Annotated in this window: 7 protein-coding genes; 5 read left to right on the forward strand and 2 right to left on the reverse strand. The window is 39.5% G+C overall.

Annotated features, from left to right (window positions below):
* Window positions 1-293: 293 nt before the first annotated feature.
* From ACLTU0_RS00065 to ACLTU0_RS00085, 5 genes are all read left to right on the forward strand, one after another.
* Window positions 294-2,597 carry a DNA internalization-related competence protein ComEC/Rec2 gene (locus ACLTU0_RS00065; protein ID WP_412320892.1) on the forward strand — a complete coding sequence of 768 codons (2,304 nt, stop codon included), beginning with the start codon at window positions 294-296 and terminating at the stop codon, window positions 2,595-2,597.
* A gap of 2 nt (window positions 2,598-2,599) precedes the next feature.
* Entirely contained in the window at window positions 2,600-3,637 is a 1,038-nt protein-coding gene (gene holA, locus ACLTU0_RS00070; RefSeq protein ID WP_022229571.1) for a DNA polymerase III subunit delta, read from the forward strand.
* 26 nt (window positions 3,638-3,663) lie between these two features.
* Entirely contained in the window at window positions 3,664-7,758 is a 4,095-nt protein-coding gene (locus ACLTU0_RS00075; RefSeq protein WP_412320894.1) for an S-layer homology domain-containing protein, read from the forward strand.
* A gap of 130 nt (window positions 7,759-7,888) precedes the next feature.
* Window positions 7,889-8,752, forward strand: coding sequence for a glycoside hydrolase family 43 protein (locus tag ACLTU0_RS00080; protein WP_117964767.1), 864 nt, complete (start codon window positions 7,889-7,891; stop codon window positions 8,750-8,752).
* A gap of 10 nt (window positions 8,753-8,762) precedes the next feature.
* A complete protein-coding gene (locus ACLTU0_RS00085) occupies window positions 8,763-9,833 on the forward strand; it encodes a glycoside hydrolase family 3 N-terminal domain-containing protein (RefSeq protein WP_412320896.1) in 1,071 nt (356 codons plus the stop codon).
* A 47-nt stretch (window positions 9,834-9,880) separates the two neighbouring features.
* Here the strand turns inward: ACLTU0_RS00085 and ACLTU0_RS00090 are convergent, their stop codons facing one another.
* A complete protein-coding gene (locus tag ACLTU0_RS00090) occupies window positions 9,881-12,097 on the reverse strand; it encodes an EAL domain-containing protein (RefSeq protein WP_412320898.1) in 2,217 nt (738 codons plus the stop codon).
* A gap of 135 nt (window positions 12,098-12,232) precedes the next feature.
* The gene (locus ACLTU0_RS00095) at window positions 12,233-13,288 is read right to left on the reverse strand and encodes a substrate-binding domain-containing protein (protein ID WP_412320899.1); all 1,056 of its coding nucleotides are present in this window, start codon (window positions 13,286-13,288) and stop codon (window positions 12,233-12,235) included.
* Window positions 13,289-13,324: the final 36 nt, after the last annotated feature.

Raw genomic sequence — 13,324 nt, forward strand, 5'->3', positions numbered from 1 at the left:
TCGGTAATAAAACAGTAGCTTTTGTAACATAAAACGAGGGGTAAAATGTTCAATATGTTGCATAAACAGTGCGTTTTACAGGTGAAATAATGTAAAAGTGTACAAAATTCAAATAATTCAAAAATTACAGAATTTCAGCCTAATATTACAGGTAGATTACGCGCAAAGTATGTTTCTTTGTAAAAATCGGTGCATTTATATTACAAACGCGTTACAAAGATTACAAAAGTTACATTGCCGTTGTAAAGAAAACTGCGATTTGATATAATTAAAGCATACAAGGAGTAAGAAATATGGTTGAATATATTAAAATCGCCGTATTCTTTTCGATTGGGGTGTATATTTACGAACGCATAGACATTGCGTTTGCATTAATTTTTCTTTTGTCCCTTATAATGGTATTGACAGTTGTGTCGGTTTTTAAACATAAATTCAATACAAAAATACTTGTTATGATGACGGCGCTTGTTATGGGCACAGTTCTTTGCAACGCCCAAGTGAGCGAAAATGCACATGATTTGTATAAGTATGAAGGGCGGTATGTGACTGTCGTCGGACGCGTGTGCGAGATACCGCAGGACAGTGAAGAAGATGAAAATGTACGATATGTAATCGATGTGCGTAAAGTAAATAATGAAAAGGTAAGGGATAAAATCCTTCTTACTTCCGATAATAAGCTGGAATACGGTGATACCGTAACTTTCGGCGGATTTATCAACGAACTTCCTGAAAAATTGAATAGAAATGGCTTTGATTATAAGAAATATTATAAAAAATTGGGGATTTTCTTTAAATCATACAGCAGTGAAGTTAAACTTTCGGACGAAGTGATAAAAGATTATTCACCATATGCGATTAACAATTCGTTTAAGAACTCAATTTCAAAATTAATTGACAAGCATTACAAGGGCGATTACAATGCGATAATGAAAGCTGTGCTGATAGGGGATAAAAAAGAATTTTCGGACGATTTTGATAAGATACTTACCAAAACGGGTACGAAAAGATATTTTTATTCTTCGTATCTTCATATAATGCTTTTAATGTCCTTAATGACACTTGTTTTGGGCATATTCAAAAAGAAGACACGCGATATTTTGACGGTGTTTCTTCTTATTATATATGCTTTCGCAAATGCAAACAATACCGTTTCGGTCAGATTGGCTGTGATGATAGCGGTAATAATATTTACCGAAAGTAAATTCGGACGTAAATATTATCCGGATATAGTCGGTATAACGTTGCTTGCGGTCGGAGCGGCAAACCCGATAATGCTGTTTGACGCAGGATTTGTGATGTCGGTGCTGTCGGCAATTATGATATATTACTTTTACGACTGTGTGCACGGTAAACTTAAATTTATACATATAAAATACATTCGCAGACTTTTTGCGATAGGCATAATTTGTACAATCGGACTTTTGCCTGTTTCGGCGTACTTTTTCGGTGCTGTTTCGATATATTCTATTGTTTTGTCAATAATAATGTTGCCTTGCGTGACGGTGATTATGGTGCTTGCACCGATTTTGCTTGTAATGCTTGCGGTATTCAACACCGCACCGCTGTTTAAACAGGCGGTTGACTGTGTGCTGTTTATACTAAAACTTGTGCCGACAATTTCATATAAACTCGGTCTTGTATCGCATACAGTTGCAAAACCGAATTTGTTATTACTTATTATATACACTCTTGCCGTTGCCTCGGGAGTGAAATATATTAAGAAGAAAAACAGTCAAATGCGTATTGCAATTTTTGTTGCGGCGGCATTGATGACTTCGTATGTAATAGGCGAAGTGATTAGTACAAATAATGTGGAAATTACATTCGTCAATGTCGGTCAGGGTGACGGTGCGGTAATTCAAGCACCGTACCGATTTAATGTGCTTATAGACGGCGGCGGTGGTAATTCGTATTCTGATTACAACCCCGGTGAAAAGGTGTACCTTGATTATCTTGAAACAGAGGGGATAACAAAGGCAGACAGTGCGTTTGTAAGTCATTATCATCAAGACCATGTGCAGGGAATTATAGCGGCAATGGAGAATATAAAGGTAAGAAATTTATTTCTGCCCGATAATATGGAGGGCAGTGAATGGCGTGCGGCACTTGAAAATACCGCAAGGGAAAACGGCACGACAGTGCATTACATTTCACAGGAAACACTTCTTACTTATAATAACGGAATGACAATAAGAATTATTCCTCCGTCAAATAAGACAGGGTTAAGTAATGATGAAAATGATACTTCATATGTGTATTACGTCGAGTATAACGGTTTTTCTGCAACATTTACGGGTGATATGTCATCATTTGCCGAAAAGAATTTGATTGATGACGGAAAAGCAGGCAAAACGAACTTGTTAAAGGTTGCACATCACGGCTCGAATACCGCAACGTGTGAAGAATGGGTTGAAAAATTAACTCCCGAATATGCGGTTATAAGCGTCGGTGAGAATAATCCATATAATTTGCCGAATGACGATGTACTTGAAAGACTGAAAAATGCACAGGTTTTTCGTACTGATTATGACGGCGATATAAAATTTATAATACATAAAAACGGCAGTGCCGAAACGGATATATATAATAGGAGATAAGTATGGCGGAAAAGAAAAACGGAAATTTGTTAAAACTGAAAAAACAGCTTAAAGAGGGTATTTTAGCGCCTTTGTATGTGTTTTACGGTGAGGAGGATTACCTGCGTGAAATGTACGTTAATAGGGTAAAAGACTGTGTTCCGGACGGCGGTTTTCCGGACTTTAACCACATAAAAATTGAAGGCCGTGACGTTGCGTTTTCGGAATATGACGACGCATGGGAAAGCTTTCCGATGATGACGGATAAAAAGCTGATACACATTAAGGACAGCGGTATTTTTCAGTTGAAAAGCGGAAAAGATGAGGCATCGACAGAAGAAAAAAAGGAATTTTGGACCGAAAAGTTTAAAAGAATATCTGACGATACGGTCGTGATTTTCGATGAAACAGCGGTTGATAAAAGAAGTGCTTTGTATAAGGCGGCGGCAAAGGTCGGAACAGTGGTTGAATTTACTTATTTGAGCGAGGCTGACCTTGTGACGTGGGTTGTCAAGCAATTTCTGAACGCAAAAAAGAAGATTTCAAAAGAAAATGCGTATTACCTTATAACTATATGTGACAGTGGTTTGGCGAGTATTAATAATGAAATTAAAAAGCTGATTGATTTTTGTGATGAAGAAATATATAAAACCGATATTGACAGAGTTGTTGCAAAGTCAATGGAAGTTATCGTTTTTGAACTTACGGACGCGATTATGCTCGGCAATACACAAAAGGCAATGGAAACGCTTGCCGATTTAAAAACGGTCAAAGAAAATGTGTTTACGCTTATATATTTAATGCTTTCGACATTTGAAAAAATGCTCCGTGTAAAATTAATGAACGGTGCGTCACAAGCTGAGGTTGCATCGGGAATAGGCGTTCCGTTGCTTGTTGCAAGAAAATATATAAACAGCGCCAAAGGCTTTTCGGAGGATTCGCTTGTTTGGATGCTGAGGCGAGTTGCGGAGATTGACTTGGCGATAAAAGAAGGACGTGTTGAAGAGTGGAATGCATTGGAACAATATGTTGCGGAATGTATTTACAGAAGTCACAAATAAAATTTATATAAAAAGAGGGAGAAATTATGAAAAAACAACTTATTGCAATGGTGTCTGCGTTGGCAATGACGTTTGCGTCATTACCGTGTGTGAGCATTGCGGCGGAAAATGTACCGAAACCCGTTTTACAGTACACGTTTGACGGAAACAAACAGCTTGCCGACCAAAACGGCAAGAATGAATTGAAACTGTCGGGCGATGCAAGTGTAACTGATGACGGTAACAAGGGTAAAGGTCTTTTGCTTGACGGTACTGACGGCTATGCCGAATTGCCGGATAATATTCTGTCAAGCGATATGACGATTACAACGTGGGTGAAGATTAATAAATTCACAACATGGGGCAGAGTTTTCGATTTTGGTACTGACTCAAACCAAAACTTTTTCTTTGCACCGTACAGCGGCGGTGCTTCAAGAGTGGAGATAAAAAACGGTGCAACCGTTGATACAATGGATTGCACGCAGGAAACCGCAAAAGATTGGGTAAACTATGCGATAACAATTAAAGGCGACACCGTTTCATATTACAGAAACGGCAGACTTATAAAGAGTAAGTCGGGTATAAAGGATATATCCGAACCTACAAACACTGCCAATTATATAGGTAAGTCGCACTATGACGGTGACGCATATTTGTCGGCGGTAGTGGACGATTTCAGAGTTTATAACACCGCACTTTCACAGGACGAAATATTAAAAGTTATGGCTGACGGTGAAATAAATGCCGATGTTATGCTTGATTCATATGCGATAGACGATGAACAGATTGTGACAGGCGACAGTATAACTTTACCGCAGGCGGACGGTATTGTGTGGAATGAAACGGATAATCTCGGACTTATAAACACCGAAACAGGTGCGGTTAAGCATAATAAAACCGCCGAAACAGTAACACTTGTGCAGTCATACGGCAACACAGAAAGAGAGTATACACTGTATGTGACGGGCAGTGAGGAAGATCCTTATTCGATTAATATTGACGCTTCGGACAGAAGTAAGGACGTTTCGGACGATATGTGGGGATTGTTCTTTGAGGATATTAACTCTGCCGCAGACGGCGGACTTTATGCGGAAATGGTGCAAAACCGTTCTTTTGAAAAGAGTGATGAAAAAGAAGGACATTTATATAATTGGGGACTTTATTCAATATACAAAGAGCCTAACAGAGAGGACGGCAAATATTATACCGCCGAAAATATACAGGTTAAAACAGATAAACCGATGAACGAAAATAATCCTACATATATTACCATTCCGAAAGGTGAAATGATTTGTAATGACGGTTTTTATGACGGAACCGAATGGGATTGCGATAAAGGTACATCTTTCAGCGGAATGGAATTTAAAAATGGCGAAAAATATGATTTTTCGGTATATGCACGCGGCGAGGGTGAACTGACGGTGTCGTTGGGAATTGTAATAGATGAACATAAGGCTAGTTTTGAGGTTGAACCTTTTAATGAGGCTGCTGCCGTTATAAAATGTAATTCAAAAGACGATTGGAAAAAGTATTCTGTTACATTCACTGCTGACGAAGAACTTGAAAGTGACGGCAGCGGACTTATCGTTACAAATACAGGCGACAGTGACCTTGATGTAGATATGGTTTCGCTTATGCCGGAGGATACATACAAAGGACACGGCTTGCGTAAGGATTTGATGGAACAGCTTGAGGCAATGCACCCTAAATTCTTGCGTTTTCCGGGAGGTTGTGCCGTTGAGGGACAGACAATGGATACGGCTTGGAACTGGAAAGATACAATCGGTGATGTGTCGGAGCGTAAGGAAATGATAAACATATGGAATCCGTCTGCGATAGAGCCGTATATGATGACTTACGGACTTGGTTTTTATGAGTATTTCCAAATGTGTGAGGACTTGGGAATGGAGCCTGTTCCGATTTTGAATTGCGGTATTGCGTGTCAAGTCCGCAGCGGAAGTGCAACAGACGAAGAACACCTTGTTCCTATGGATAAATTACAGCCGTATATTGATGATGCGCTTGACCTTATCGAATTTGCAAACGGCACTGATGAAAGTAATGAATGGGTGCAGAAGCGTATTCAAATGGGACATAAAAAGCCGTTTAATATGAAGTACATAGGTATCGGAAATGAGCAGTACGGCGATATTTACTTTGAAAGATACGAAGAATTTGCAAAGCAGATACACGAAAAATATCCCGATATTAACCTTGTAACAACATCCGGTACTGCGTCAAGCGGAAGTTCAAACGACCTTGCATGGAATTGGGCGAATGAACACGAGGAACTTGCCGACCGTATGGACGAGCATTATTATGAAACAGCCGATTGGTTCAGACAGCACGCTTACAGATATGATAATTACAGACGTGACACAAATACAAAGGTATTTTTGGGTGAATATGCGTCAAAGGGTAATGCTTGGTATAACGCACTGTCAGAGGCGGCGTTTATGACAGGTCTTGAAAGAAATGCGGACGTTGTGCGTATGGCGAGCTACGCGCCTATGTTTGCGAAGTACGGCAATACACAGTGGTCGGCGGCGGATATGATTTGGTTTAATAATTCGGATTACGTTCTTACACCGAATTATTACGTTCAGTCACTGTTCTCAAATAATCAAGGTGATTATTCTTTGCCGACAGAAGTTAAGCTGAACGGTATCGAAAAAGATGGCGCACTTCAAGGCGGTGTTGCAGTCGGCAGTTGGGGAACACATAACGAATTTAAAGATATAAGATTATATTCGGGTGATACTATCGGTGTATTGACGCCAAGTGAGTCTGAAGAATATGATGATGAGGACGATTATAACTTAGATGAAGAATATTATGAGGACGATTATAATTTAGAAGATAGGGGTTGGAAGATTGGCAAAGGCGAATGGACAATGAATAAAGAAGGCGCACTTGTCCAATCCTCTGATGAAACAGGTGCGATATGTTATTTCCCGTATCCGGATAACAGACAATATACTTTGTCGCTTAAAGCACGCAAATTGAGCGGCGGCGAGGGTTTCCAAATAGGAGTTGCGGCAGATGATGCATTGAATTATTACAGAGTTAATATAGGCGGTTGGGGCAATACAACCGCAAAGGTACAGCACATTGTAAACGGTGTAAGTTCTTCTTCGGGTAACGTTGCGGAACAGTCGTATGTCGGTAACGTGCATATAAATGATAATGAATGGTATGACGTTACGGTTGAAGTGACTGATGATGAAATCAAAGCATATTTGAATGATGAATTTATATGCTCATATAAAAAGCCTAAGGAATACGGTCCTGTGTATTCGTCAAGTGTGTATGATAAGGAAACAGGTGACGTTATCGTTAAGGTTGTCAATACAATGGACAGTGACGTAAATATCGGAATGAATGTATCGGGCGAAACGGTAACGTCAAATATCGCAAAGACAACTGTTATGTCGGGCGATACAAATTTGGAAAACAGTCTTGATAATAAAAATGCAATCGTACCGAAAGAAATCGAATTAACAAATGCAAGCAATAACTTTACATATAATGCGCCTGCCGATTCATTCAGTATTATAAGACTTAAAACAGGAAACGGTGGAAGTAAAGCGTATATTTCGGGATATGAGGACGGCACGTTCAGACCGGATAATACAATAACCCGTGCTGAGGCGGCGGCAATTATAGCAAGATGTTCGTCTGATTTTGACGAAAATAAGACGTATTCAAGTAATTTTACCGATGTATCGGGTGATGAATGGTATGCGAATTATGTCGGATATGCCACTGAAAAGGGGTATATTTCGGGTTACGATGGCGGTCCATTTAAGGCTGACATAGATATAACACGTGGAGAATTGGCAGTTATTTTGAGTAAATACGGCTCATTTGACGGAGATGGAATATGTACAGAATTTTCAGATGTGCCAAACGATTATTATGCAACAGGATATATAAAGTCGTTGTATGATGAAAATATCGTAAGCGGATATGAGGACGGCACGTTTAAGCCTGATAATTCAGTAACTCGCGCGGAGGCGGTTACAATGATGAATAAAGTGCTTGGTAATCCGATAGCGGAAAATGCAGAAAATCCGTTCGGTGATGTTTCACCAAATCATTGGGCGTATAATCAAATTATGACCGCAGTACGGGGAAAGTAGTCCACTACTTTCCCTCGTAGGGGCGACCATTGGTCGCCCGTTGAAGAAAACACAAAAAGGGCGACCGATGATCGCCCCTACGAAAGCCACTCTTTAAAGGAGAGGTGGCAAAAATAAAAGGAGAAACACAATGAAAAGAGAAGATATAAACATACGTGATCCATTCATATTGCCGTATGAGGGCAAATATTACCTATACGGCTCACGCGGAAGTGAAGTGTGGGAGGACAACGCGACAGGGCTTGACGTATACGTCAGTGACGACCTTGAAAATTGGTCTGAACCAAAAGAGATATTTACGCGAACGGCAGATTTTTGGGCGGACAGACATTATTGGGCGCCTGAAGTTTATGCGTACAACGGCGCGTTCTATATGTTTGCGTCATTCAAATCGGCGGACAGATGTCGTGGAACTATGGTATTAAAGGCAGACAAGCCGGACGGCAAATTTACGGTACACAGCGAGGGTACAATTACACCGCCGGATTGGGAATCTCTTGACGGCACGTTATACATAAGCAAAAGCGGTAAGCCGTATATGATTTTCTGCCATGAATGGGTACAGGTAAATGACGGTGAAATGTGTGCGATTGAAATGAGTGCAGATTTAAAAAGAGCAGTCGGTGAACCGATTTTGTTGTTTAAAGCGAGTGAGGCGAGCTGGATTGCCGAGGCACAGAAAAACAAAGGTATATACGTTACGGACGGTCCGTTTCCGTACAGATGTGCTGACGGTACGTTACTTTTGTTATGGTCAAGTATGGGCGAAGAAGGATATACAGAGGCTATTGCAGTGTCGGATAACGGCGACATAGACGGTAATTGGGTACAACGTGACGAACTGCTGTTTAAAAAAGACGGCGGACACGGTATGATTTTCAAAACGTTTGATGACAAATTACTGTTATTGTTACATTCGCCGAACAAGCATCCGCTTGAACGTCCTGCGTATTTTGAACTTGAGGATAAAAACGGAATGTTGTATGTGAAATAGGGGAAAAGTGATGAAAAAAACAATATCTATAATTATAAGTATTGCGATGTGTGCAATGCTTGCGTCCTGCGGCGGTGTGAAGAACGGAGTATCCGATACAGAACAGCCGACGCTCATGGATACAATGAGCCTTGAAGAAAAAGTCGGACAAATTCTGTTTGTGCGTTGCGTTGATGACGAACAAACAGATGATTTAATGAGTATAAAACCGGGCGGAATATTGATGTTCGGACGTGACTTTGAGGGACTTACAAAAGACGAAGTAAAAGAAAAAATACAGAGTTATCAAGATAAAAGCGACATACCGCTTATAATCGGTGCGGACGAGGAGGGAGGAACGGTTGTAAGAGTAAGTTCAAACCTTAATCTTGCACCCGAAAAATTTAAGTCACCGCAAGAGATTTACAATGAGGGCGGAATGGACGCAGCAGTTGAAAATGCAACGGAAAAATCGGAACTCCTTTTGAGCTTGGGAGTTAATATGAACCTTGCGCCTGTTGCGGACGTTTCGACAAATCCGTCTGATTATATGTATGACAGAAGTCTTGGACAAAATGCGGAAGTTACGGCTGATTTCGTTTCAAAGACGGTAACGGCAATGAATAACGCAGGAATTATGAGCGTATTAAAGCATTTCCCGGGATATGGCGGTGTAGGCGGTGACAGTCATCAAGGGACTGTTTATGACGATAAAACTGCCGAGAGCATACGCGAAAACGACTTGCTTCCGTTTAAAGCCGGAATTGAGGCAGGTGCAAGCAGTGTGCTTGTGGCACATAATACGGTCAATGCACTTGACAGTGAAAACCCCGCGTCACTTTCGCCGACAATTCACAATATGCTTAGAGATGAGTGCGGTTTTGACGGTGTTATAATGACAGACGACATTGCTATGGGCGCAGTCGCAGATATGGAGAATGTGTACGTTAAAGCGGTAAATGCGGGTAATGATTTACTTATAACGACCGATTATCAAACAGGTTATAATCAGATTTTAAATGCGGTTAAATGCGGCGAAATCAGTGAAGAGACACTAAACAGTGCAGTAGAGCGAGTGCTTAAGATGAAAGGGCAAATATAAAACAAAGGCTGTCGAAATCGACAGCCTTTTATAATGTCTGTAATTTATCAGCCTTTGATTAGGTTTTCGTAATCGTCCTCAGGCATTGGCTTTGCACAATAGAAACCTTGAATTGTATCACAATGCATTTCTTTTAATAAATCGTATTGACTTTTTGTTTCAATACCCTCTGCCGTAACCGACATTTGAAGTGTATGTGCAAGCGATATTGCGCTCAAAACAATAGCCTTTGACTTATCGTCTGTTTCAAGTTTATCGACAAAACGTTTGTCAAGTTTAACGACGTCACAAGGCAGAAGATTAAGCATATTAAGTGAAGAATATCCGCTGCCGAAGTCATCAAGCAAAACTTTAATTCCGTGCTTTTTACATTGCTTTGTAAGCGAAATAAGCAAGCTTTCGTTTTCTGCAAGAATACTTTCGGTAAATTCAACTTCAATCAGATTTAGCGGTATTCCGTATTTTTCAACTGTTTTGATATGATCCTCAACAAAGTTTTCGTCCAATAACTGCAGGAGTGATACGTTTACCGATATTGGCGAAACGTCATAGCCTAAATCGAGCCATTTTCTTATTTTGGCACAAGTTTCTTCAAGTACATATTTGTCAAGCTTAACAATATCGCCGTTCTTTTCAAACAGCGGTATAAACATACCGGGTGAAATTATTGTTCCGTCAGGCTTTTGCCAACGTACAAGTGCCTCTGCACCGTTGAATTTGTTTGCGTTAATATTGAATTTAGGTTGGAAATAAACCTTAAATTCTTTGTTTTTAATAGCATCCTCAAAGCCGTTTTCAATCGTTTTCTGCATCATAATATCATCACGTTGCTTTGAAGAATATATTGCATATTGCGATTGTGAGGACTGTCCTTTCAAATGCTTTTGTGTTGTTCTTGCACGATTAAGCATTGAATTTATCTTCATATCTCTGTCATCCACAAGATAAATTCCGACAGATACCGTCATATTATATACACCGCCTGCCGGACTGTATAATTTAAGCGAGTTAAAGAAATCTGCGCAAGCGTTATCTAACGACTTAGTATTGTCGTATGTGATTAATGCGACAAAGTGGTCGTCAAAAATTCTTGAACACAATTCTTTTGGCTCAAGTCGCTTATAAATGGCAGACCACAAAAATTTTAAAGCTCTGTCGCCTTCGTCATCACCGAAAAAGTCATTGATATATTGGAAATTGTTTATATCAAGGTTAATTAAAGCATAATTTTCATCGGGATTGTCTTTCAGTGTTTTCTCAGCCTCAAAAACAAATTTTGTATATGACATACCGCCTGTAAGACTGTCAACGTAAGCCATTTCCTCAAGCTGCTTTTGACTGGTGGTTTTTGCTTTGATTGCCGTATGCAATAGGTAGAAAAATACGATTGAGCAAAATACGATGAACAGGTAACAGCATATAAGAATTTGAGTTGTGTACTTTGTCACAACGTTTTTTGGCACAACGGTAAGTATGTACCAGTCGTTTATATTAAGCGGTGTATAATAAATGTATTTTTCAATGCCGTTAAGCATTATTATTCCGTCTGATTTACCTTCTTTTAAATCGGCTTGCATTTGCTGTATGGCACTGTCATTTTTGCTTGACGCTTGACTCATTTCATCAAACAGATTGTCGAATGTCAATCCGAATGAACCATTATGAGATGAACCGACAATTCTTTTTCCGTCGCTGTCAATGACGTAAGAATATCCTTTGTTTTCAAATGTAGGCGTTGAAATTGAATCTGCATATTGGGAAGTCAGATATGTAGAGAAAATTACGAATTTATTTTCGCCGTCTATTCTTATGGGTGTAGTGCATACAAGAAATGTAAAATCATTATATGAATCGCAAAAGAATTTAGTTTCTTCGCTGTTAAAAGCCTCTTTTGTATTAGGAAATTGAGATAAGTCGATTTCGACTCCGTTTATGTCGGTAAGCTTGCCGTCAGGTGTTATAATTCCTAAAAGATGCTGTTGATCATCGATTTGGCTATGCTTTAAAAATGTAAGAATATCGTCAAAAGAGGCATAACCCAATTTTTCTATATAAGATGCCGCATTTTCTATGATTTTTGCATCTCTTCCGAGTTCAAGACTGAAAATAGTCTGATTTTGGTGTGAAATTTCAGAAAGAGTAGAAATCGTTCGTTGATTTGCCGCATAGGTAATATAACTGGCATAGCTGATTATAACAATAGCAATAGTGACAAGCAGGGCAATTGGAAGTCTCAATCTTTTTGATATTGTTTTTTTATACATATATTCTGTGCCTCCCCAAAAAAGAAAATATGAATAATTAATTATAAGTATAATTATATTATCATAATAGGCAGAACAGTGCAATAATTTCAAATAAAAAAACACATATAAATGTGTTTTTTTGGAGATTTTACACTAATATATATCCGATAATGAGTCGATGTTTGTGCGGTCAAACATAATCGGGTCGCCGAGTATTATTTCGCTTGCATTGTCCTTGTCAGCGGTGATTGTCTTTTCGCCGAGTGAACCGGCGGTAAATGTTTCACCTATGCTGCCTGTTATTTCATTTTCGTCAAGGGCTTTAAGCGTGTAGGCGGTAAGGTAGCCGAGATCGGTCGTATTCCATATGTACAATCTGTCGCACGTTCCGTCTTTTATGTATTCGGATAATTCACTCGGAAAACCAAGTCCTATAAGATTTACATCCTTGCCGGATTCTTTAAGTGCTTTGGCGGCGGAACTCAAGCCTATTGTCGTAGGAACGATAATAGTTTTAATAGCGTCATTTTGCAAAAGATATTGTGTTTCCGTGTAAGATTTGGTTGCATCATCATCGCCGTAAGCTATTTCGATAAGAGGCATATTGCTGTATTTTTTGGGATTTTCTTCTATTTCGAGCTTTAGATAGCGTATCCATTGATTTTGATTCGGTGCACTGCCTGTGGAAGTTAAAATCGCAAAACCGCCTTCACCGTTTGAAACGTCATACGCACTCTTTATAAAATTTCGTCCGAGTACTTCCGGATCGGCTTGTTGAATATGTGTTTTTCGTGAAATTGAATTTACGGGTGCATCAACCGATATTACTTCAATGCCTGAATTCAGAGCCTCGGTAAGTGAAGATTCAAGTGCGTCGGCATCGTTGGCGGAAATGGCGATTCCGTCCACGTTATTATCTATAAGTTCATTTATAATTTCAATTTGTTTGTCAGCGGTTGCGGAAGTCGGTGCTTTGTAAACCGCCTCAATGCCGATTTCGTTGCAAGCGGTTTCAAAACCCTCAAAAACTTTTTGGTTGTAAGGATTTTGTATATCTTTTCCGACAAAAGCATAGACGGTTTCATTTGCTGATTTCTCCGAAGGAGAAGGAGTCGATTCGCTCTGCGGAACAGAACACGCAGTAAGCAATGAAATGCTTATCGCCAATATAGGGGGAATTGAAATTAACTTTTTTATATATTTCTTCATAAGTGTTTCCTCCTCTAAGTTATACATTTTATATTA

The sequence above is a fragment of the Hominilimicola sp. genome (assembly GCF_046972485.1).
Lineage (GTDB): Bacteria > Bacillota > Clostridia > UBA1381 > UBA1381 > Hominilimicola > Hominilimicola fabiformis.

What these genes read in the sequence shown, in the direction of transcription:
- ACLTU0_RS00065 (WP_412320892.1), top strand. Translation starts at nt 294, where the DNA reads ATGGTTGAATATATTAAAATCGCCGTATTCTTTTCGATTGGGGTGTAT.
- holA (WP_022229571.1), top strand. Translation starts at nt 2,600, where the DNA reads ATGGCGGAAAAGAAAAACGGAAATTTGTTAAAACTGAAAAAACAGCTT.
- ACLTU0_RS00075 (WP_412320894.1), top strand. Translation starts at nt 3,664, where the DNA reads ATGAAAAAACAACTTATTGCAATGGTGTCTGCGTTGGCAATGACGTTT.
- ACLTU0_RS00080 (WP_117964767.1), top strand. Translation starts at nt 7,889, where the DNA reads ATGAAAAGAGAAGATATAAACATACGTGATCCATTCATATTGCCGTAT.
- ACLTU0_RS00085 (WP_412320896.1), top strand. Translation starts at nt 8,763, where the DNA reads ATGAAAAAAACAATATCTATAATTATAAGTATTGCGATGTGTGCAATG.
- ACLTU0_RS00090 (WP_412320898.1), bottom strand. Translation starts at nt 12,097, where the DNA reads ATGTATAAAAAAACAATATCAAAAAGATTGAGACTTCCAATTGCCCTG.
- ACLTU0_RS00095 (WP_412320899.1), bottom strand. Translation starts at nt 13,288, where the DNA reads ATGAAGAAATATATAAAAAAGTTAATTTCAATTCCCCCTATATTGGCG.